General features: G+C 58.9%; 19 protein-coding genes and 1 pseudogene. 12 read left to right on the top strand and 8 right to left on the bottom strand.

Translation table 11 applies throughout. The features are described from left to right. A partial coding sequence (locus tag HUK82_RS03220) for a DNA methyltransferase (RefSeq protein WP_394367480.1) occupies positions 1–276 on the bottom strand: 276 nt, incomplete at its 3' end. A gap of 383 nt (positions 277–659) precedes the next feature. Between HUK82_RS03220 and HUK82_RS17665 the strand changes: the two are divergent. From HUK82_RS17665 to HUK82_RS03235, 4 genes and pseudogenes are all read left to right on the top strand, one after another. Further along, a pseudogene (locus HUK82_RS17665) lies at positions 660–839 on the top strand (hypothetical protein); the annotation flags it as partial. 477 nt (positions 840–1316) lie between these two features. Further along, on the top strand, positions 1317–1946 hold the full coding sequence (locus HUK82_RS03225; protein WP_176612576.1) for an ATP-binding protein: 630 nt from the start codon (positions 1317–1319) through the stop codon (positions 1944–1946). Next, positions 1933–2766: a bis-aminopropyl spermidine synthase family protein gene (locus HUK82_RS03230; protein ID WP_176612577.1), complete on the top strand. Its 834-nt coding sequence runs from the start codon at positions 1933–1935 to the stop codon at positions 2764–2766. The genes HUK82_RS03225 and HUK82_RS03230 overlap by 14 nt, the downstream gene beginning before the upstream one ends. Continuing rightward, a complete protein-coding gene (locus HUK82_RS03235) occupies positions 2763–3359 on the top strand; it encodes a hypothetical protein (protein ID WP_176612578.1) in 597 nt (198 codons plus the stop codon). The genes HUK82_RS03230 and HUK82_RS03235 overlap by 4 nt, the downstream gene beginning before the upstream one ends. Here HUK82_RS03235 and HUK82_RS03240 read toward each other — a convergent pair. From HUK82_RS03240 to HUK82_RS03250, 3 genes are all read right to left on the bottom strand, one after another. Further along, positions 3327–3911: a hypothetical protein gene (locus HUK82_RS03240; RefSeq protein WP_176612579.1), complete on the bottom strand. Its 585-nt coding sequence runs from the start codon at positions 3909–3911 to the stop codon at positions 3327–3329. The two genes, HUK82_RS03235 and HUK82_RS03240, sit on opposite strands and share 33 nt — an antisense overlap. A gap of 64 nt (positions 3912–3975) precedes the next feature. Then, positions 3976–4971 (bottom strand): ImmA/IrrE family metallo-endopeptidase, encoded by a 996-nt coding sequence (locus tag HUK82_RS03245; RefSeq protein WP_212648185.1) that lies wholly within the window; start codon positions 4969–4971, stop codon positions 3976–3978. A 64-nt stretch (positions 4972–5035) separates the two neighbouring features. Beyond that, positions 5036–5794: a hypothetical protein gene (locus HUK82_RS03250; protein ID WP_099183003.1), complete on the bottom strand. Its 759-nt coding sequence runs from the start codon at positions 5792–5794 to the stop codon at positions 5036–5038. Between the two features lie 389 nt (positions 5795–6183). Here HUK82_RS03250 and HUK82_RS03255 point away from each other — a divergent pair, with 389 nt between their 5' ends. The 8 genes from HUK82_RS03255 to HUK82_RS03290 all read left to right on the top strand — a co-directional run bounded on the left by HUK82_RS03255 (position 6184) and on the right by HUK82_RS03290 (position 16640). Beyond that, on the top strand, positions 6184–7392 hold the full coding sequence (locus HUK82_RS03255; RefSeq protein ID WP_176612580.1) for a restriction endonuclease: 1209 nt from the start codon (positions 6184–6186) through the stop codon (positions 7390–7392). A gap of 278 nt (positions 7393–7670) precedes the next feature. Beyond that, positions 7671–7859: a hypothetical protein gene (locus HUK82_RS03260; protein ID WP_176612581.1), complete on the top strand. Its 189-nt coding sequence runs from the start codon at positions 7671–7673 to the stop codon at positions 7857–7859. A 13-nt stretch (positions 7860–7872) separates the two neighbouring features. Then, positions 7873–9633, top strand: coding sequence for a recombinase family protein (locus HUK82_RS03265; protein ID WP_176612582.1), 1761 nt, complete (start codon positions 7873–7875; stop codon positions 9631–9633). Between the two features lie 335 nt (positions 9634–9968). Continuing rightward, the gene (locus tag HUK82_RS03270) at positions 9969–10607 is read left to right on the top strand and encodes a DUF2975 domain-containing protein (RefSeq protein ID WP_061504742.1); all 639 of its coding nucleotides are present in this window, start codon (positions 9969–9971) and stop codon (positions 10605–10607) included. Next, positions 10607–10846, top strand: coding sequence for a helix-turn-helix domain-containing protein (locus tag HUK82_RS03275; RefSeq protein ID WP_061504741.1), 240 nt, complete (start codon positions 10607–10609; stop codon positions 10844–10846). Before HUK82_RS03270 ends, HUK82_RS03275 begins: the two co-directional genes overlap by 1 nt. An 85-nt stretch (positions 10847–10931) precedes the next feature. After that, positions 10932–12500, top strand: a complete 1569-nt coding sequence (locus HUK82_RS03280) for an efflux transporter outer membrane subunit (RefSeq protein WP_176612583.1) — start codon at positions 10932–10934, stop codon at positions 12498–12500. Beyond that, a complete protein-coding gene (locus HUK82_RS03285; RefSeq protein WP_176612584.1) occupies positions 12497–13585 on the top strand; it encodes an efflux RND transporter periplasmic adaptor subunit in 1089 nt (362 codons plus the stop codon). Before HUK82_RS03280 ends, HUK82_RS03285 begins: the two co-directional genes overlap by 4 nt. A 7-nt stretch (positions 13586–13592) precedes the next feature. Further along, positions 13593–16640 (top strand): efflux RND transporter permease subunit, encoded by a 3048-nt coding sequence (locus tag HUK82_RS03290; RefSeq protein ID WP_176612585.1) that lies wholly within the window; start codon positions 13593–13595, stop codon positions 16638–16640. A 195-nt stretch (positions 16641–16835) separates the two neighbouring features. Here the strand turns inward: HUK82_RS03290 and HUK82_RS03295 are convergent, their stop codons facing one another. The 4 genes from HUK82_RS03295 to HUK82_RS03310 all read right to left on the bottom strand — a co-directional run bounded on the left by HUK82_RS03295 (position 16836) and on the right by HUK82_RS03310 (position 20781). Continuing rightward, positions 16836–17270 (bottom strand): ribbon-helix-helix domain-containing protein, encoded by a 435-nt coding sequence (locus tag HUK82_RS03295; protein ID WP_176612586.1) that lies wholly within the window; start codon positions 17268–17270, stop codon positions 16836–16838. 162 nt (positions 17271–17432) lie between these two features. Next, positions 17433–19541, bottom strand: a complete 2109-nt coding sequence (locus tag HUK82_RS03300; RefSeq protein ID WP_176612587.1) for a relaxase/mobilization nuclease domain-containing protein — start codon at positions 19539–19541, stop codon at positions 17433–17435. A gap of 43 nt (positions 19542–19584) precedes the next feature. Further along, positions 19585–19779: a hypothetical protein gene (locus tag HUK82_RS03305; protein ID WP_218061503.1), complete on the bottom strand. Its 195-nt coding sequence runs from the start codon at positions 19777–19779 to the stop codon at positions 19585–19587. Positions 19780–20304: 525 nt separating this feature from the next. Then, positions 20305–20781, bottom strand: coding sequence for a DUF2840 domain-containing protein (locus HUK82_RS03310; RefSeq protein WP_176612605.1), 477 nt, complete (start codon positions 20779–20781; stop codon positions 20305–20307). Positions 20782–20823: the final 42 nt, after the last annotated feature.

The following is a 20823-nucleotide window of genomic DNA, read 5'->3' on the forward strand; positions in this document are numbered from 1 at the left end:
GGCGAAGAGGTCGATACGGTTCCAGCCATAGAACGAAACGGCGAACCCGCCCCATTTCAGCACACGGTGCATCTGGTTGAAGGCCGGCCGGAGCCAGCGCGCATTGTCGTCGTTGCGAACTTTCCGCCCGTCCCTGCCCGTGTAGTTCACCAGATAAGGCGGGTCGGTCAGGATGAAATCCACCGCATTGCGAGGAAGCGCGCGCATAAGCTGCACGCTGTCACCGTTGCGGATGGTGTTGCGGAAATCGGTTGCCGTGGTGGTTTTGCCGGTCATGGTCTTTGCCCTTTGTTCCGCGAGGAACAGCCCCCGCTGTTCCTCTGCCTCGCGGCGAGCAGCGGGGTAGCAACGGCAAGGACGGCCGGGCCGGAGGGGGATCGCCCAATCTGCACGGAGCACAGCGCAGGAAGATTGGGGATACCGGCCCGGACGGCGCCTCAGGCGCATATCCTTGCCGGCGCGAGGGCGGAGCCATTAGCCTCTTGGGATCGACGGTTTGTTCATAATCGGGACTACCGAACAGCCGAAACTGCCTTACTCCGGAAAACCTCTACCTGCACCTCGTCCCGGCTGGATAGAAGTGTCAAAATATAGGCTGTTATACAGATCAAGTTTCGAAATAAAAAACTGGCTTTCTCCAACCCACCGATCTCACCGTTGCAGCCAAGGAACTTAGCGCGGAAGGGGCCTATTTCCGCATCCATCACTTCTCACAGCAGCTTACTTCGCCCTTCCCGCCGATGGCCGCAGCGGGTGCGAAGACCACCCGCATCAAGATCGGCACCACCGTCATCGGCACACACTATAGAGCCTGTCCTTCGTGGTCGAAAACGCGGTGACGAACAATTTCAGCTGGACGTAAGCCTAGAACCATCTGAGCAAATGATCAAAAATTAGCGGCATTTCGGCAAACAACCAACGACGAATAGATCTCATCATATACGTCACGTTTTACCGTTGATTGCAAAATTTGGTCAGTCCTCCTGGAATATCTACCCTCTATTAATTGCATACATGTTCGGCGGCCCATAAACGCTTTGACCCTGTTCGCACCCTCATCTCGGTTATTAGAATCCTGGCTTCAAACTCAATGGTTGGCATGTATTAATCTAGCGATATCTGAGACTTCGGACAAATGTCGCATGTGCCATGGAAAGACCTCGAGGCTGGCAGAATACTTCTAAAAAATCTTCAAATGGACTAATCGTGATGTCCAATAGGGCACATTAGATAAATCCCCCTATCTTGACCACTTTGTAAAGCCGAGGCAGCCTGCATGTGCTGCTCTTTTGGGGAGAACAGCAATCGGGGGAGCTATGACTGCTTTCAAAGCAATCTATGTGACCGGCGCGCCCGCGTCCGGGAAAAGCTCGACGATGGCGATGCTGAAGGAGCGGATTCCTGAGCTGAATGTATGGGAATATGGCGCTCGACTCACGAGTTTCCTTCAGGAGCGTGGTGCGGCACTTACTAACCAGGACGAACTTCGTTCTCTGTCAGCTGGGATGGCCACACCAGCTGACATCAACGCGCTGGACGATCAGTTGCTAGCGTGGATGAGACACAACCGCCAGACTGGTCATAGCGTCGTCGACAGTCATTCGGTAACGAAGGAAGAGTATGGATTCCGGGTCACAGCCTTCTCAGCCGAACGCTTCCGACAGCTGGCACCAGACGAAATCTGGCTATTCTACGTAGAACCCGAGATCACCAGCGAGCGGATAGCCAGGAACGCGGCGGGACGTCCAATGATTTCCCTGGAAGAGGCCCGGATTCACAACGCCTCACAGGCTTCGGTCGCCTGCACGTACGGGATTGTGTCCGGATGCCCAGTCTATATGTTCGATACTAACGTTGATCAAGAGAAACTCGTCGATCGGCTTGCCCGGCGCCTAAAAAATAGAAATCATGCTGAGCAAGAGGAGTTCCGTAATGCGGCAGGTTGACCTAAGAGAGGCGGTCAATGCCGTGTCCGATGTCGTGCAAAATCGGCCGCGTCCGCTCCGCGAATTTGATCAAATTCATATGAAAACAGGCGACATGGTCTTACAGAGTGAGATTGTGGCGGATTGGGCCAACGGGAAGCGCCTTGCGTTCATCGGTGATGGCGACGCAGTCAGCGTATGCGTCGCCTATCTGAAAGCACGTGGAGTACTTGATTTCGGCCCGACAAAGATCACGGTCTACGATTTTGACGAGCGGACGGTGCAGGCCGTCAAACGGTTTGCTGATCGCGAGCGACTCGAGAATCTTGATGCGGTACTCTACAACTGTCTGGATGTATTCCCCGACAGCACCAAATACGATTGCTTCTATACCAACCCCCCATGGGGTGCATCGAACAAAGGCGAGAGTGTCAACGTGTTCGTCCAGCGCGGTATCGAAGCTATACGATACGACGGCGATGGCATGATCGTCATTGCAGATGACGATGAGCTGCCTTGGCCCAAGGAAGTACTTGGTAATGTCCAGGCCTACGCATCCAGCAGAGGCTTCTATGTCTCGAAAATGCAGCGGAAGCTGCACGGCTATCATCTCGATGATGCTCCAGACCTGAAGTCCTGCAATCTCTATGTGAGCGCTCTTCCTGGTAATGTGACTAAAGCGGTGCCGAGCGAGGCGGTAATCGATCGGGAGCGGCTACAGCACTTCTATGGTCAGTCAAAAGGGCCTCGGGTGCGTTATGTACGTGAATGCAAGAAGCCTGACTATGGCATGGCGCCGCAGGAAGAATATAAATTTGATCTACTGGAGAAACCGGAGTGAACGAGATCATCCATCCCGGCGCCGGCCTTCTTTTCATGAAGGTGGGAACGCACGCGCAAGAGAGCTTGGCAGATATCATTGCCCGGAAACGCAAAGAAATCGACAAGGTCGGTCACACCATGTGGGGTTACGGCGGAAACACTTGCCACCCGACCTCCATGGTGCAGCCATTCGCGCGTACCTATGCAGCGCGGCGTGAGCCGATCCATCTCGTCATGGAAGAAATGGTTTCTAACCATTTTGCTGAACCGCTCTGTGCGGCGGAGTCTTCTTCCGACGGGATAAATTGGCAGACGATCCCCGAGGCAATCGAAGTGCGCGGTTCGCGCTATGCACTGGTGATTCGCGATCTCCGAGCGGTTTCATTGACGTTGCCGCTGCAGCAGACGATGGTGCCGGTCGGACCAAGTACCGGGCGCCTCGGCGCTCGCTATGTCAATGGTCGCGTCGACAAGGCCTGCCTAACCGTAATGGATAAAGCCGAGCTGCTGAACGACGTGACCAAATGCGAACGTCCGATTCATCTCGTGGCTACGATGGCCGATCCTTACGCGGTATTTCTACGGAATTTTCGCCCTAAGACCGGTGACTAACATCGCACCGCTTCGCCTGCGAAGATCGTTAGTATAGCTGTCCAATCCGGCGACAATATCTTTGGCTGTTACTATAGAGGTCGCACAGGCGAAGCATGCTGTAAGAGCTTTGTCTGCCGTAGCTTCCGCACAGATGCGTCTCCGAACATCCATATGCGGGATCGTGTCGAGGATGTAAGCGAACAACTGCTCCACGCAGGCAAGCTTTCCTTCGGCGTCGACAAGGCCAATCTCGGCCATGGCAATGATCGCTCGCTTGTCGCCAGTGATGAGAAGAGGACAGCCGCGCTTCAGCAAAATGGCCACCAATTGACTCTCACCCATGTCGAATTCGAGCGCCTTATTCGCAGCCAACTCCTCCAACTCAGCCGCCATTTCAATCTCGTCAGCCGTGGGCTCTAGCAGTTGTACATGCGCCAACAACTCTTCAAGCGCGTCGACAGCGGCTTCCGGATCTGTGAGGTGACAGTTTCTGCTTAACCGTGAGCGAAGCGTAAAGCGGGCGATGCTAAGTAGAGAGGGTGCAACATCGTCAATGGTGGTGAGTGCCACCAGTTCTCCGTGACACCTGTAAGCGCACGATTTGAGGATTACGTCGTTGTCAAGCAGGACGCGTTCAGACATCGGTACCCATTACTTTACGGAGGTATTCGGCGCTATCCTGCCCAATTTCTCCCCATTCCAGTTGGGTTATGGCTTGGGCGTTGATATCGCGCCAAATCGGCCCTCCCTGCCGCTGATATATGAACTTTAAGGCCGACATAGCTTGCGGCCAGGCCCCTGTCCGATGAGCGAGACATAGGGCGAGCATTGCAGGATCAATACCTTGTTGTGGCCCGACCCGCAGCACGGCAGCTGCAAGCGTAGGCGCGTTGAAGTCGGTGGTGCTAGCGGTAATATAGGGATCTGGTTGACCTGTCAGGAGTGAAAGCGCGAACGTATCAGCTTCCTTTTCCTGGTCATCCGGATGCGTGACGGTCGCAGGATCCTTGAGATCGACGAGTGCCGGAGCGCCGATGAGGTGGTTCAGGATGATGTGACCAAGCTCATGGGCGAGGGTGAAGGCGATCGGCGCGGGATAGCGAGCATCGCGTCCAAGAAGAATAGCGTAGCGTTCGTCTACCTTCACCACCATGGCATGCATGGATTTTGCTTCGAGCGGAAACACGCGCAGATGGATGACTGGAATGCCGACACCCCAGCAGAGCGCGAGTAGTCCCCCTAGATCGACATATTGCTGACCGGCAAGAATCGCTTCCCGAATAACGAAGGCGTCAAGTCCATCAAGACTGCCATTTCGCGGAGTGGCGCGTACGAGCAGTCGCCCGATGGTCATTCCGAAACTGGTTAGTGCTGCCTGATGCGCCTCGTCCTCGGCGGAGAGATTCTTGAACTTTGCTTCGTCATTCCAAACAAATTCTACGCGTTCTCCCAAAAGCCCTCTAGGAGAAACGCCTAATCGACGTGCCAAAGCAAACCGCAGTTCGGCTCGGCCAGAGGCGTCATTAGCTAATTCGTCGCTCCACCAAGACGGCCATGCCGCCTGGATAACCTGATCACTCAGACCAGCTGCGCGCAGGCCGCGTCTCAATTTGGCGGTGTCAGGATCCAAGCTATCTCCCAATACGTTGAATTATATCCCGCCTAGCACAGTGAACTGGCGTTGTCCAAGCACGTCAAAGAAGCAGCGCCTCGGCCTTTCTGCGAACGGTGCGCGTTGTTGAACCTCGCACGCGAGAGACTAGTTCCAGCCATTCATCCGTACTCCCGTTGAACGAGGCGATATTTGCAATTGCCTTAGAGTCGAGCTCACGGGGATCGGACAAGCGAACCCAGTAGCCACCAGTCAGCCACGCAACGACATTCGCCTCATAAGCGGGTGACTGGTTTGGTTCAGCAACTTGCCTGAGCAGCGCGGTCACCTGGGATGCGCCTATGGGCGCGCCTACTCCACTCACGTTTCGAAAGGCGCCAGGATCGAACGGAACGCCCCGGATAAGTCTCAACGGCGTATCCGAGTAGCACATCAGAGCATAATGCCTCTTTTTCGCCCCTTTCGCACTTTCGCCTCGGCTCGTGACAAGAGCCGATTTTGGCAATAGACGCTCAATCCCATTCTCATCGACATATCGGCGCCACACCACAGTACGGCTTGGAGCCATATCGACCGCCTTAGGCTTGGACTTCATGGTAGAGAAAACGATCGGGATCGGCATGCCCATGAGCGCCAGCTTGCGAATTGCGGTCGCGGGGGCATTACCTACCCCCCAGAGGAACAGTCCCTGTCCGGCCTGCCGCTCCCGCTCTTTACGGTCGATGATAGCGTCGAGAGACTGCCCTGCTTCGGATTGCATCCGCGACCAGCAGACATAAGCTTCCAAAGCAGAATTGGCGCTCTTCAGCGGCCGGGGCGAAATCGGTCTAATGAACGACATTGACTTCCTGAAAGTTCCATTGGAGGGCGAACAAAGTCCGCGTATGCCAAAAAATAAGCCTTGTCACGATGGATTATCGTGGAAATAATCTATCGCTGGATGTCGACAAATTGTCCCATTTTATCCCATGAGCCAACCCCCCGGCAGCGATCCGTTTACTGACTTAGTCGGTGATGGCGTCTGACGCGCACGGATCGACGGCGGCCCACACGGATAGCAAGACGCTGGCACCTTTGCGGTTAGCGGTCTTTGTGTGTAGGGTCACTACGACCGCAGCGCACTCCCTTCGTTGTTTCTAGTCGATGCGTCCAGCAGTACGATACAGCTTCACACGGCGTGTTCTGGCTACGCTTGTCTCATGAACTTTCTATGAGGCATATTCTCAGGTCATGAAGAAGCGTTATCCATTTGCCGACCTGACCTCCTGCGATCTCGTCATTGATGCCACTTACGAGAGCAATCGCACAGTAAAAAATGTCGCCGGCGAGCCATTAGCTCCGTTGACAGGGACTGGCAATCAGGGAGGTTTCCGGTATTGCGGCCCGAATAAAGCCCCGAAGCTAGTTGTGCTTTACAGCACCCTGGCCGAGCCGAATTGGCCGGACGCCTTGGATGAAGAGAATGGCGTGTTTGTTTACTACGGCGACAATCGGAAACCCGGTTACGAACTTCACGATCGGAAGGCAGGCCGCGGCGGCAATCAAATCCTTCGGCAGTCCTTCGAGCTGGCGCACGCTGGTCGCGAGGGTCGAATCAAGGTTCCGCCTTTTTTGGTATTCGCCAAAGGCGAGGGACGCGACGCGGTTTTCAAGGGCCTCGCCGTTCCTGGCGCAGCCCACCTTGACCCCTCCAATGATCTCGTCGCCGTTTGGAAGAGCGTCGATGGTCAACGCTTCCAAAACTACCGGGCCGTCTTTACCATCCTGAAATTAGACGTCGTCCCACGGGCCTGGATCACTGAACTTCAGAGGGGGGAAGCGCTCGGAGCGTCATGCCCGGCTGTATGGCGACAATGGATCGCGACGGGAAAAGCAACAGCGCTACGCGCCGAACGGGTGACACGCGTTCGATCAAAAGCGCAGCAACTCGGCGATCAGCGCCAACGCGAGATCGCTGAGGCAGTTCACGCTCACTTCAGCACTCGCCCACACGCGTTCGAGCATTTTGCGGCGGACATCACTCGCCTAATGGATCCAAACGTCGTCAGCATCGACGTGACTCGTGCCAGCCGAGACGGCGGACGTGACGCCGTAGGCAAATATCGTATCGGACAGTCGCAAAACTGCGTGACCGTAGACTTTGCTATGGAAGCGAAGTGCTACAGGCCGTCGTCTGGATTGGGAGTTGATGTGATGTCACGTTTGATTTCGCGACTACGCCACAGGCAATTCGGGATGTTAATAACGACGAGCTATCTTGGCGATCAGCCGTATAAAGAAATCGTCGAAGACGAGCATCCGATTGTTATATGTTCTGGTGGGGACTTAGCCGAACTCCTTATTTCTAAACGCGGCTTATCTTCGGCAGATGCAGTTAGAACTTGGTTAGACCAGACCTATCCAGCAACGTCATTGCCCACTGATCTACAGATATTATAGGCCTGCCACGTTCAGGGGGGATGATATGGTCGCTAATCCGCCCTTCTAGAAAGATGGCGCTGCCGCGTCTTTCACACTCCGCCTTCCCCACTCGAGCCAGCGTCATACGCAAGTAATTGTGCGACGCACCTGTATCCGGGACTCCCCATAACTACGATTCCGTACGCTGGCACACGCGCGGGCACGACGCTCCATATTACCGTTTTCCATTGAAATAACAGTCATCTGTCCGGATCGTGTGTCTGTTTTCCTTGCCATACGGTCGGAAGAGAGCAACGATGACGGACAGACCCAGCCAGTCCATTGCCCCAGCATATCGGCCGCCAGAGCCCGAGTTGCGGCTCATCCTGAGCCCCAATGCCCCCGACCCGCGCCTGTTGGCCCTGGTCCGCCTCATCGCCCGTCGTGCGGCACGGGACTGGTTCCGGTTGCAGCAACAGGAGCAGCGTCGCCGCTCCGGACCGTAAGGGATGTTCCGTCATGAAGGTCGCGCTCTACGCCCGCTATTCCTCCGACAACCAGCGCGACGCCTCGATCGCCGACCAGCTTCGCGTCTGCCGTACCCACGTGGAAAAACAGGGCTGGACCGTCGTAGAGGAATATACCGACCACGCCATCTCGGGCGCATCCTTGATGCGACCTGGCATCCAGGCGCTGATCGCCGATGCGCAGCGTGGACGGTTCCAGATCGTGCTGGCCGAGGCGATGGACCGCCTGTCCCGCGACCAGGAGGACATCGCCGGCGTCTTCAAGCGCATGAACTATGCCGGTGTGCGGATCGTCACTCTTTCCGAGGGCGAGGTGTCTCATCTGCATGTCGGCCTCAAGGGCACGATGAACGCCCTGTTTCTGAAAGACCTGGCCGAGAAGACGCATCGCGGCCTGCGAGGCCGGGTCGAACAGGGCAAGTCCGGCGGCGGCAATGCCTACGGCTATGATGTCGTGCGCAGGCTCGACGCCAATGGGGAGCCGATCCGGGGCGACCGCACCATCAATCCAGCGGAAGCCAACGTAGTCCGTCGCATCTTCCGCGACTTCGCGGCCGGACTGGGACCGCGCGCGATCGCCTTCCGCCTCAACGACGAGGGCATCCCGGCACCAGGCAGCGGGGCCTGGGGCTTCTCCACCATCAATGGCAACCGGCTACGCGGCACCGGCATCCTCAATAATGAGATGTACTTGGGCAGGCTGGTGTGGAACCGGCAGCGCTTCATCAAGGATCCCGATACCGGCAAACGCCAGGCCCGCCCCAATCCGGACTCCGAATGGGTCATCCAGGAGGTGCCGGAGCTACGGATCGTCGATCAGGAATTGTGGGACGCGGTCAAGGCACGGCAGGCCAGCGTCAGCGCCAGCCGCGATACGCGTGACACGTCATCGCCCGATCATTTCCGCGAGAAACGCCGCCCTCGCTACCTGTTCTCCGGCCTGAGCAAATGCGGCTGCTGTGGTGGCGGCTATTCCATGATCTCCGGCACTTTGCTCGGCTGCTCGACAGCCCGCAACAAAGGCACCTGCGACAACCGGACCAACATGCGCCGCGAGGAGCTGGAGCGGCGCGTGCTCGATGCCCTGCGCCACCATCTCATGAATCCCGACCTGTTCGCCGAGTTCTGCACGGCGTTCACCACCGAGATGAACCGGCTGCGCATAGAGGCGTCGGCCGACATCGGCGCAGCGGAATCCGAACTGAAGCGGGTCGAGCGCGACATCCAGCGGCTGATGGATCTCTATCTTTCCGAAGCGATCTCGATCGAGACGGTCAAGGAGCGCGGATCGAAGCTCGAAGCCCGCAAGACCGAACTCAAGGAGTTCCTCGCCACCGCCGAGGCGCCCCCTCCCCTACTCCATCCACAGATGGCGGAGTTCTATCACCAGCAGCTCGCGCGGCTGCACGATATGCTGCATTCCGAGCTGGACGAAAAGCGTCAGGAGGCGGCCGAGGTGATCCGCTCGCTGATCGAGGCGATCATCCTGACGCCATCCGACAAGGGGCTACAGATCGACGTCCGGGGCGATCTCGCCGGCATCCTGACGGTTGCGTCAGGCACCGGACAAACGAAAACCCCAGGCCGTTTCCGGGCTGGGGTTCGTGATGCGTTCGCATCGCAATTTCAGATGGTTGCGGGGAACCGCACACTACGATCCCGGCGAAATATGGCGAATGATCATTCGCAAGTTCAGATGGTTGCGGGGGCACGGTCTGGCCGATACCAACATGCATTAGAAGTGGCCATTTGAACCTCGACTTTAGATCAAACACACAATGCATATGTGTCGGTTCGCATACTGCCCAACCTACAAAATTGAGCGAATTATCGTGTGGGCAATGCACTTTATTCTTTTGCAATAGATAATACGGTTCTTTTCGGCATTGGCGGCAGTGTGTGTTCCATACGCACTGCCATTCAACATTTCCTGTGAGGATATCCAGCGACACCATGAACTGGGAAACACTCTCGGGTCGCCATTACCCATGCGTTTCGCAAGGCAGTTGATCGTCCTAATATTTATTGTTGCACGATAATATCTGATCGTGATACAGGAACATTTATTGGCATCACGGAGTGCGATTGATGACAGTTCTGCCGTTTGCGAGACCCGAAGATGATGAGCCGCTTCCTTCCCCGCCGGTGCAGGAAGCAGAGCGGCGGCTTGCGAGCTATGCACGGTCGCTCAGGGCCTTGTTCTTCGGCTCACTGGCTGTAAGCGGCACACTGGTCGCAGTTGGTTCTGCGGCGCTTGCGCTCCGGAGCGGGGCGTATGTCGTGGCTGGCATCGTCAATCACCGCCTGACATTTATGGGCATGATCGGCGCGCCCGCTGCTGGCATGACAAGTCAGGATTTCATTCCCGCGAGCCAGCTCTCGATGTGGGCGACCAGTCTTGGAGCATGCCTCCTGGTCTTGCGCTTTCTTCCGGGACTTCTTGTTCTGACGTTCCTGTACCGCCTGTTCAATCTCTATGCCAAGGGCGAGGTCTTCACCTTCGCCACGACGAGAGAAATACGCAATATTTCCTGCTCCGTTCTCGCATATTCGTGTATCAGCCTCGTCACACATCCTCTCATGTATCTTCTTGGCCTGTTCCCTGAAATTTTCTCATGGGACATGCAGCAGATAGACGCTCTTGTTCTTGGCATTATTCTCCTTGCGGTAACGTATGTGATGAAAATCGGAAATAGAATTCAAGAAGAGCAGAAGGATTATATCTGATGCCGATCATCCTTCACCTCGACCTTATGCTCGTAAAACGAAAGGTGAGGTCCAACGCACTCGCTCGGGCTGTCGGTATCACAGAAGCGAACCTTTCCTCCATCAAGTCCGGCAAGATCAAGGGGATCAAGTTCTCGACCCTTGAAGCGATCTGCAAGCACCTTCAATGCCAACCGGGCGATATTCTGGAATATGTGCCGGATGAGGAAACCGACTTCGAACTTCGCCACGCGAGTTAATCTACCTCCTCCCTGAACCTGCCTGGTCGGGTCGATATGACGCGCTGTCGCGCGAACGCCCGAGATACGAAGGTATAATTCCGATATGGAAACGAAATGCAGGAGCGCCAGCCGAGCGTCGCGCCTCCAGGCTTTCCGTGTGCTCTGGTCATGCCGTGTGCTGACTTGTGGCGCTATCGTCACGCTGAGCATGAGTGGTTGCGCCGTAGGACCGAATTACAAAGTTCCCACGCGCTCACTGCCGAACCGTTATACGGAATCGACCCTGCCCGAGAGGACAGTATCGGCTCCGGTCGCCCACGGAGCCTCCCAGCATCTCAATATAGGGCAGGATATCCCGGGTGACTGGTGGGCGCTCTATCGTTCCGAGCCTCTGACCCGTCTTGTCGCGCTGGCGATCCGAAATAACCCCAACCTTGAATCTGCCCGGCAGGCGCTTCGCAACGCGCAAGAACTGACACTCGCGCAATATAGCGGCCTGCTGCCGGCTGTCGGCGGCACCTTTGGCAGGACACGCGGAAACTTCCCGTTCGCGCCAAGTGGCCAGCCGAATACCAGCATGAGCTACGGCTATTATGATGCTCATCTGGGATTGAGCTATAATTTCGACGTCTGGGGCAAGACGAGACGACTGATTGAGCAACAGGAGGCCCAGTCCGATTACCAGCGTGCCTATTTCGAGGCCGTACTGCTGACGCTGACCGGGAACGTGGTCGCGACCGCGATCAACGAAGCGTCCCTGCGCAGTCAGATTGAGGTGCAGAAGCGGCTGATCGTCATTGAGCGCGATTACCTGACGATGTTGCGGCAGCAATTCACCCTTGGCGGCGCAAATGGCACGGAAGTTGCCCTTCAGGAAGCGCAGCTGGCGCAGCAGGAGGCGGAACTGCCGCAACTGGAAAACAGCCTGGCACAGGCGCGGAACGCTATGGCGGCCTATCTCGGGGCGCTCCCGGCGGATACCGCGCTGCCGCCTTTCGATCTCTCCAATCTTACCTTGCCCACTGAGGTTCCGATCGCGCTCCCATCTGATCTTCTCAAGAATCGTCCGGACATCCGGCAGGCAGACGGCAATCTTCACGCTGCAACGGCGGCGGTCGGCGTGGCAATCGCGAACCGGTTGCCACAGTTCACGCTGACGGGTGACCTCGGCTCCCAAGCGGCCCGTGCCGGGCAATTAATGACCCCCGGCAACGGACTGGCAACGCTGGCAACGCAGGTCACCATGCCGATCTTCGAGGGCGGCAATCTGCTTCACCAGCAGCGCGCGGCCGTCGCCACGATGCGGGACTATGCCGCCCAATGGCAGAGCACGGTGGTGGGCGCGTTCCAGGACGTCGCGAATGCGCTGATGCAAATCCAGAATGACAGCCGCCAGCTCTCCGCGAACCTGCTCACTGAGCAGGCTGCTGCACGGGCGCTTGATCTGGCACGGAAACAGTACCGGTTGGGCGGCGTGTCCTATCTCACCGTCCTTAGCAGCGAAATCATTTACCAGCAGGCGGCGATTACCCTCGTGCAGGCAAGGGCCGCACGGTTGAGCGACACCAGCGCCCTGCTCGTCGCCCTCGGTGGGGGATGGTGGAACCGTCAGGACGTTCCACCACCCCCTCCTGGAGTCTTCGAGTCCCTGATGCCCTGGAGCAAGTCATGATCCAAACCTCCCGCTTCCGCTCCATCGCGTTTGCGATGCTCGTCGCCGCCATCAACGGATGTTACGCCGCACGGGCGCAGGACGCGGCGCAATCGGTCTCGACAGCCACGGTCACGATCGGGCACTGGCAGCCGCAAATCGAGGCTGTCGGCAATCTGAGAGCGCGCTGGGGAACGGATTTGTCCTTCCAGACCGCCGGTATCGTCTCCGAGATCATGTTTCATTCGGGGGAGGATGTTCAGAAAGGCACCGTGCTGGCGCGGCTGCAACTGAACGACGAGCCCGGTCTATTAGACCAGTACCGCGCGCAGGCCGCGCTGGACGAGATCAATTTCAACCGTGACACGAAGCAGTTTCAGGTTAGCGCCGTTAGCAAGGCGATCGTTGACAGGGACCGACTGACGATGGAGGCGGACCGGGCGCATGTGCGTTCCGAAGAGGGCATCATCGCAACGAAGGAATTGCGTGCGCCTTTTGCGGGCCGTCTTGGTGTCCGCCGCATCGATCCCGGACGATATCTGGTGCCGGGGACGGCCGTTGTTACGTTGCAATCCCTGGACCCGATTTATGTCGATTTCTATGTGCCCCAGAATCTGTCGCCGCATATTGCGAACGGAAATACCGTGTCGGTACAGGTCGATGCGTGGCCCGGTCGGGCGTTCGCAGGTGTGGTGACGGCCATTACTCCGCAGGTGGATGCACAGAGCCGCACAGTTCTCGTGCGGGCCCAGCTCGCCAATCCTGACCACGCCCTGGTGCCAGGCGCGTTTGCACGGGTCACGACCAGCTATGACACAGCGAAGGCCACCGTCGTCGTCCCGCGCGTGGCCGTTCAGTACGCCACATCGGGGAACAGCATCTGGCTGGCCGTCCGCGACGCCAAAAGTAACGCCTTGCACGCGCATCAGCAGGGGATCAGGACCGGGCAGAGCCGGGGTGATCTGGTCGAAGTGGTCTCGGGGCTCAAGAGCGGCGAGAAGATCGTCACGTCTGGACAGATGAAGCTCTACGAGGGTGCGCTGATCCAAGAAAACAATGCGATCGAACCTGATTCGAGCGCCACACCCGCCCCGCCTGAGGAGTGAGCGCTCCATGTCTATGACCGATCTCTTCATTCGCCGGCCGGTCCTGTCGATCGTCCTCTGTATCATTATCCTCGTCGCAGGATTGAGGACCGTCTTCGGCTTGCCCGTCCAGAGCTTCCCGAGCACGGTGAGCGCCACTATTCAGGTCGTGACGATCTATTACGGAGCGGATGCGGGCACGGTCGCGGGATTCATCACGACACCGATCGAGAGCGCAGTGGCGGCGACGGACGGCGTGGATTACGTCTCCTCCACGAGCGAGACGAGCGTCAGCACCGTCACGCTGCATCTCAAGCTTAACGAGGATCCGAAACCCGCCATCGCGCAGGTACAGGCGTATGTCTCCGCCATCGCCAACAAGTTTCCGGCGGGAACGCAGCAGCCTGTCATCACGATGTCGAACAATGAAGGGTCCGCGATGTATATCGCGGTTTCCAGCAAGTCGCTGCGTCTTGAACAGGTGGCCGATTACACGGCGCGGGTGGTGCTGCCGCAACTCCAGTCCGTCCCTGGCGTGCTTCAGGCGACGGATATGACGCAGGCCAATATGGCACTGCGCGTCTGGTTCGATGCCAGGCGTCTTGCGGGATATGGCCTGACAGCGAACGACGTGGCGACCGCGTTGGCCCAGAATGACTATGTGACCGGTATCGGACAGACGCTCGGCGGCATGATGTCGGTTGATCTCGCCGTCACCAGCAGCCTGCATACCGAGGAACAGTTCAGGCAGCTTGTCGTTGCGCAGCGGGGTTCTGCGCTCATAAGGCTGGGTGATGTCGCGAAGGTCGAGTACGGCCCAGAGATGACGGAAGTGCGCATCACGAACCCACTCGGGAGCGGCGCGTTCATCCGCGTTACCCTCGCCCCCGGGGCAAACCTGATTGCAACCTGCGACCGGCTGCATGACGTGCTCTCCCACATCTCCGCGCGCCTTCCCCCGAACATCCGGACCAGGGTGATTTTCGACCTCTCGGATTTTGTGCGGGCATCCCTGCACGAGGTAATCCTGACGCTGCTGGAGGCAATCGCCATCGTGACCGGGGTGATCTTCCTTTTCCTCGGCTCGTTCCGGTCGGTTCTCATCCCGCTCGTCACCATCCCGCTCTCGCTCGTCGGAACCGTCGCGCTTATGGGGTTCATGGGCTTCTCGATCAATTCCCTGACCCTGCTCGCTCTTGTGCTGGCCACTGGACTGGTGGTGGATGACGCGATCATCGTCGTGGAGAACGTCAACCGACATCTGGCCATTGGCGAGAAACCCATGGAAGCCGCGTTGAAAGCGGCCCGGGAACTGGGGCGGCCTATTATCGCAATGACGATCGTCCTCGTCGCAGCCTATGTGCCGATCGGCTTGCAGAAGGGGCTGACCGGCGCGCTGTTCACCGAATTCGCCTTCACCCTGGCGGCGAGCGTGACGGTCTCGGCGGTTCTGGCGCTCGTGTTGTCGCCCATGATGTGCGCGACGCTGTTGCGTCCGCATGACGCGACCGCTCCGCGTTGGGTGAAGTTCAGCGATCTGGGACTTACCATTATGCACCGCGTCTACGCAAAGATGCTGCGGATCGTCCTCCGGTTCTGGCCCGCCGGAATCGTGTTGGCCTGCGTGGTTCTCGGAGCGTCCGTGATGTTCTACCGCGGTGCGACCCATGAGCTTGCCCCGGCCGAGGATCAGGGAATCGTCGTCGTCGCCGGACAGGGACCACCCGCGACGACCCTTGATTATGTCGCGAAATACGCGCCTCCGGTGCTCGATGCCCTCAAAGGCATCCCGGAGATGGAGGATTTTTGGCTTCTGGATGCACCGCGCATCGAGCAGGGCGGCGTCGTGCTTCGAGACTGGCGCAAGAGAAGCCGCTCTGACGTGGACATCCAGCAGGTTCTCCAGGGAAAGCTGAATGACGTCACGGGTCTGCAATATGGTGTCTTCCAACTCCCCTCCCTCCCGGGCGGCGCGGGAATGCCGATCCAGTTCGTCATCAAGGGGGCGGGTTCAGCTGACGAGCTCGCAGCCATCAGCAAAACGATCGTGACGGAGGCGAAGAAGAGCGGGCTGTTCGCCTATATCGACAACGACCTGCTCATTGACCAGCCCCAGACGACGCTCGTCCTGGATCGGTCGAAGCTCGCGGAACTCGGTCTGAACGTATCGGATGTCGGCAACAGCCTGAACTGGCTGCTCGGCGGAAGTTATGTGAATTATTTCAGCCGAGACCAGCGGTCGTATCGCGTCATGCCGCTCGTCACGCGCGGGCAGCGCCTGAACGCCGAGCAGATCCTCGACTATCCGATCGCCTATACACATCCGCAAAGCGGACCTGCCATTCCGATCCCGCTATCCTCGGTCGCGCATCTGACGCATCAGGTCGTGCCCGAACAGATCGCGCATTTCCAGCAGCTCAATGCCACGACGCTTCAGGCCGTGCCGGCTCCCGGCGTTTCCGTTGATCGGGCCTATTCATGGCTCGCGTCTCTTGCCAATTCGCGGCTACCGGGCGGCTACGCAACGGACACAACGGGATCGCTCCGCGACTACCTCACCGAGCGCGGCTCCTTCCTGCCGAGCTTCGGCTTCGGAATTCTGATTATCTTCCTCGCTCTCGCCGCCCAGTTCGGCAGTTTTCGCGATGCGCTCATCATTCTCGTTACTGTGCCCATGTCCGTGGCTGGGGCATTGCTTCTGCTCTGGCTGGGGATGAGAGGCGCATCCGTCAATCTCTACAGTGAAATCGGCCTCGTGACGCTTGCTGGCCTTATCAGCAAGCATGGCATCCTCATGGTCGAGGTCGCCAACGAACGGCGGGAGCAAGGGATGTCCAGACGCGCGGCGATTGAGCATGCGGCTCTTGTGCGCCTGCGGCCGATCCTGATGACGACTGCGGCCATGATCCTCGGCGTGGTGCCGCTGCTCGCAGCGTCCGGAGCTGGCGCCGCCTCACGCTTCGTTATGGGCCTCGTCCTAGCGGGCGGTCTTGCCATCGGAACCTTATTCACGCTGATCGTGCTGCCATGCTTCTACCTCCTGCTCGCACATCGCGGATCAGCACCTTCATGCTAGCGAACGCAACGATGGAGAGTTGCACGCAAAAGAGAAATTATACGCGTTTCATTAAATACATAGAGAGATAGAAGAGTCATTTATTAATACAATTACAAATTATCGTTAGAAAATTTGACTCGGTTGTTGATAGAGAGACCATAATTTTACCTCCACCCTCACAATTCAAATTATTTATTACCGTTACGCCCCGATTTAACTGCTTTCACCCACATCCTTCCGCCCTGCAATATCGCGCACCCGCTCATTAAGGAACCGCTGCCCCCTCGCCAGCCGCCGGACGAGCACCTCATTGAACCGGGCATACATATCCGCTGCCCGATCTTTTGCGGCTTCGTTCTCGTTCGCCGGAATGGGAAGCTGATGCCTCATCCAGGCACGGGTATAGAGCGCGAACGCCTCGCCCAGCACGGTGATGGCCTCGTCCACATCGTCGATCCGACGTCCAAGCCGGTCCAGACGCTTGGACAGGGCGGCGTCACGGCGTCCATCGTCATCGCCGGACACCAGCGACAGCACCGCCGCCTCGATCACCGCCGATTTCGACACTTTCCGGCGCTCGGCCAACGCCTCGACCTGCTTCAGCAGGCCCGGCTCGAAATACACGTTCATCCGCTGCCGTCTGGTCATCGCCGCGTTCCCGATCTGGAGGTCCGATGACAGAGTGCGCTGAAATTTTCCCGGCGCAAGTCATTGTTGGATCGTCATAGTACAAAGGCGTAGCCTGGCGTAAAATTGGCGGCTTTTGTCAGTCTTTGTCAGAGTTCCGGAACGACTCGTGGTGGTTTCCCGCTACAGGCCAAGCCCCCTGCCCCGACCCAGTTCCCACGAGATGCCGCCATGCTCGTCCATGGAGATCGCCATCTCCTTCTGGCGCTGTCTGCCGATCTCCGGACGCCAGGGCACCAGCGAGAATTCATGCCCGCTCTCCAGCACCGCGAAGCGCCCGCTGGCCAGATCGATCGGGCCTTTCATCGTGCCCTGGATCGTCTCGAAGCGATCAAGCGGACGCCACAGCTTCCCCCGCTTCCCGGCCATGGCCTGCCCGACCCGTTCCACCTGCCGCCCTTCCAGCGTCGCCAGCAGGTTCTTGCGGTAGCGCACCATGCCCTCCGGGGTGAGGCTGGCGTCCCCACGCTGGATCAGGGCCTTTTGCCGTCTGGCCAGGGCGTCGCCGACCTCGCTCCCGAACCCGGCTTCCACCCGGTCGCCCTCGCGGCTTACCCCGGCCACCAGACGCCGGTCGAGCCAGGTCGCGCCATCGGAGCCGATCTGCGCCTCCAGATCGAAGGCCGACAGCAGCCGCACCGTCGCCTTCGGCGCACGGGCGGCGTCATAGGCGATGACCTTCTGCTGGAAGTCCTCGGGGATGCGCCAGCGGTCTGCGTCCAGCCGTTCGACAACCCCGGCTCTCCGCAGCGCCTCCAGACGGCGGACATGGCCTTTGATCAGGTCTTCCGGCGTGCCTTTGACGCTCCAGCGATCGAGCTGCATCCGCTCCAGATGGGCGGAAGGGCGATAGATCCCGTCCTCGGTCTGGGCGAGGATCGCCCGGTCTGATGGGCGCGGCTTGTCGGGGACCGGGGCCGCCGCGATTTCCACGATCGCGCCACTAGGGATGTCCTCCATCTGGGCATGATCAAAGCCGCGCAGATGATGCATCCGCCCGTCGATCCCATCGACCACCAGCGACAGTTTCTCCCCGAGTTCGTCCGTCAGGTGCCGGTCGATCAGTTGCCCGGTCACGGGCTTCTCGGGGGTCTCGCCATGGAAGCGGAAATGCGCCGGGTCGCGCGTCGGCGCCGTTCCCTTGTCGCGCGCTTTCAGGGCGCGGTGCATCTGCTTCGTGATGTCGTCCCGCTCGCCCAGATTGCGCAGACGCTCTTCCAGCCGGTCGTCGAGCGTCCATCGGCCCGGCGCTGTCGGACTGGCCAGCCCCATGCGTTCCAGCTTGGCGAGGCGTGACAGGCGCAGCCGCCGATCCATCAGATCGGAGGTCGGCATGTCGCTGCCGGGGCGCATGTCGATTGTACCATCCCGCGCCTGATCCAGCAGGGCACGGTCGAGGCGGGTGAAGCGGTCGCGGTCGATCTCGGTTTCCAGCTTGCGGCGCTGCTCGATCTCCGACACGGGACCGAGGTCCAGCGTCACGAATTCGGAGGCGCGTTCGCGGAGGCCGTGGGTGATATAGCCGCCATCGATAACCAGGTCTTTGCCCTGGTCGTCGCGACCATTGACCACGACATGGACATGGGGATGCGCGGTGTTGAAATGATTCACCGCCACCCAGTCCAGCCGTGTGCCGAGATCGGCTTCTATCTGCGTCATCAGCTCGCGCGTGAAGTCCGTCAGATCGTCCATCCGGTCGGCGTCCTCCGGTGAGACGATGAAGCGGAACTGATGCCGGTCCTCCGCGCCGCGTTCGAGGAAAGCTTTCGCATCGGCACGGTCGGTCTCCGCACCATAGAGGACGCCACGCTCGCCGTCGCGGGAGGTGCCATCCCGCTGGATGTAGCGCAGATGGGCTGCGGCTCCGCCTCCCTTTCCGGCCTGACGCACCACACGCGCCTTCACGGTCACACGACGGGCACCGGACACCTGATGCCGCCAGCCGGTAATCCCGCGCGCCCGGACGAAGGAAGCGCCCCGCCCGCGACCCACCCCACGGGTGGAACCGGAACGCGACGCGCTCCCCGCACGCGAGGATGCGCCAGACTCAGAAGAAAAGCGGCGGCCACTGCCGCCCGCCCCGTTGCCACCCCTCTTTCCGGGGTTCAGCGATTGCCGCCGAACCTGGGTGCGAACGGCGGCCAGAAAGTCGGCGCGACCGCGTGCCGCGCGGCCCTCCGAGCGAAGGCGTCCGACTCTGGGACGGAACGCGGTGTCGTCATCCTGCGCCATGGCCAGACCTCGCGAAAACCGGGCTTTTCCGGGGACAGTGCCGTCAGAAACGGCGAAAAACCCTCACTCCTGAAAAATGACGGCTCAGACCCATGAAATCCAGAGTGCCACATGAACTTTCCCTAACCCCATGTGCAGACAGAAGAAAAACCCAGAGAACCGGACCTATGGTGCCGGTTCCTTTAATCTTGCCCTCATATTTTTTCTTCTTTTCGTCTTCTACATTCAGCTTTTTCAAATCTGATACCCGCCCACAGCCTGACCGGGGGGACTGGCAAAACCTGCCACAAATTGCCTCGCGCCACCACGCGAACTGGACGACGAAACGCTGCCGCGACCTATCTTCGGTGCGTCTTATGACGTGCCGAACACACGTCAAAATCATGCGTCGGACATGATCGGAATCGACATCCGAACATCATCGGGAACTATCAAAGTGATGACGCTCACGGTGACGATGACCAATCGGTCAACCTGCGCTCGTTATGCATTCAGGCGGGCCATCCACCTCCTGCGTATGGTGTTCCGGATGTAGGAAAACTCGTGTCACTGAACGCCGGGATCGTTCGTCGGAATGGCGTCTGAAACACGCCCAAAGATGACAAGAATGCACGCAGCTGCGCAGCCGGTGCCTTCCACTCACGGCGCCAAGCGCCGCGTTGTCCCGGCACAAAACGAACGCGACAGGAGGATGGAAAAGCTGACCGGAAAGAGAAGGGAAAGGCACGGGCAAACGTCGATAAGCCAGACGCGGGAGGCACACTCAATGCAACGCGCGACGACGCAGCCATGCCCGATGCCGTGCTTTGGTATAGGGATCGGGCTGTTGCCATGCCTCCAGGCGATGATGCACGTGACGCCAGTAATCAGGACTGACCTCTATCGGGTCGATGTCCTGCGCCTCGACGGCGTCGATCACTTCGAGCACATGCTGGACGCGCCGCCATGAACCCTGATGCAGCAACACCTCACCGCCAGGCCGTACGCAGGGGATGGTCTGGTAGTCTTCGCCAGAGCCGACCGTGCGCACGATGTCGATGTGCGATTCAACCGTTCCGTATTCGTTGGCGGCCCAGCGAACGAAGGCGAACACGCTGCCAGGCACGAAGCTGAGCACGCGCCGTTGACGGTCCAGAATCGTATCCGCGACCGGCCGACCGAAGCGCAGCCAGCGTTCCACCCGCTTCTCGACCCACGTCAGTTCGACCGTCGTGATCAGCGCGGACGGATCGTCGGTCATCGTGCCATTTCTCATCCATAATCCGCTCCTTGGACAGCACGA

It is taken from the genome of Ameyamaea chiangmaiensis (genome assembly GCF_013376175.1).
Lineage (GTDB): Bacteria > Pseudomonadota > Alphaproteobacteria > Acetobacterales > Acetobacteraceae > Ameyamaea > Ameyamaea chiangmaiensis.

Excerpts from the sequence above, each read along its gene's own strand:
- HUK82_RS03265 (WP_176612582.1), top strand. The coding sequence starts at position 7,873 with ATGAAGGTCGCGCTCTACGCCCGCTATTCCTCCGACAACCAGCGCGAC.
- HUK82_RS03290 (WP_176612585.1), top strand. The coding sequence starts at position 13,593 with ATGTCTATGACCGATCTCTTCATTCGCCGGCCGGTCCTGTCGATCGTC.
- HUK82_RS03250 (WP_099183003.1), bottom strand. The coding sequence starts at position 5,794 with ATGTCGTTCATTAGACCGATTTCGCCCCGGCCGCTGAAGAGCGCCAAT.
- HUK82_RS03280 (WP_176612583.1), top strand. The coding sequence starts at position 10,932 with ATGGAAACGAAATGCAGGAGCGCCAGCCGAGCGTCGCGCCTCCAGGCT.
- HUK82_RS03225 (WP_176612576.1), top strand. The coding sequence starts at position 1,317 with ATGACTGCTTTCAAAGCAATCTATGTGACCGGCGCGCCCGCGTCCGGG.
- HUK82_RS03275 (WP_061504741.1), top strand. The coding sequence starts at position 10,607 with ATGCCGATCATCCTTCACCTCGACCTTATGCTCGTAAAACGAAAGGTG.
- HUK82_RS03295 (WP_176612586.1), bottom strand. The coding sequence starts at position 17,270 with ATGACCAGACGGCAGCGGATGAACGTGTATTTCGAGCCGGGCCTGCTG.
- HUK82_RS03255 (WP_176612580.1), top strand. The coding sequence starts at position 6,184 with ATGAAGAAGCGTTATCCATTTGCCGACCTGACCTCCTGCGATCTCGTC.
- HUK82_RS03300 (WP_176612587.1), bottom strand. The coding sequence starts at position 19,541 with ATGGCGCAGGATGACGACACCGCGTTCCGTCCCAGAGTCGGACGCCTT.
- HUK82_RS03285 (WP_176612584.1), top strand. The coding sequence starts at position 12,497 with ATGATCCAAACCTCCCGCTTCCGCTCCATCGCGTTTGCGATGCTCGTC.
- HUK82_RS03230 (WP_176612577.1), top strand. The coding sequence starts at position 1,933 with ATGCGGCAGGTTGACCTAAGAGAGGCGGTCAATGCCGTGTCCGATGTC.
- HUK82_RS03270 (WP_061504742.1), top strand. The coding sequence starts at position 9,969 with ATGACAGTTCTGCCGTTTGCGAGACCCGAAGATGATGAGCCGCTTCCT.
- HUK82_RS03310 (WP_176612605.1), bottom strand. The coding sequence starts at position 20,781 with ATGACCGACGATCCGTCCGCGCTGATCACGACGGTCGAACTGACGTGG.
- HUK82_RS03260 (WP_176612581.1), top strand. The coding sequence starts at position 7,671 with ATGACGGACAGACCCAGCCAGTCCATTGCCCCAGCATATCGGCCGCCA.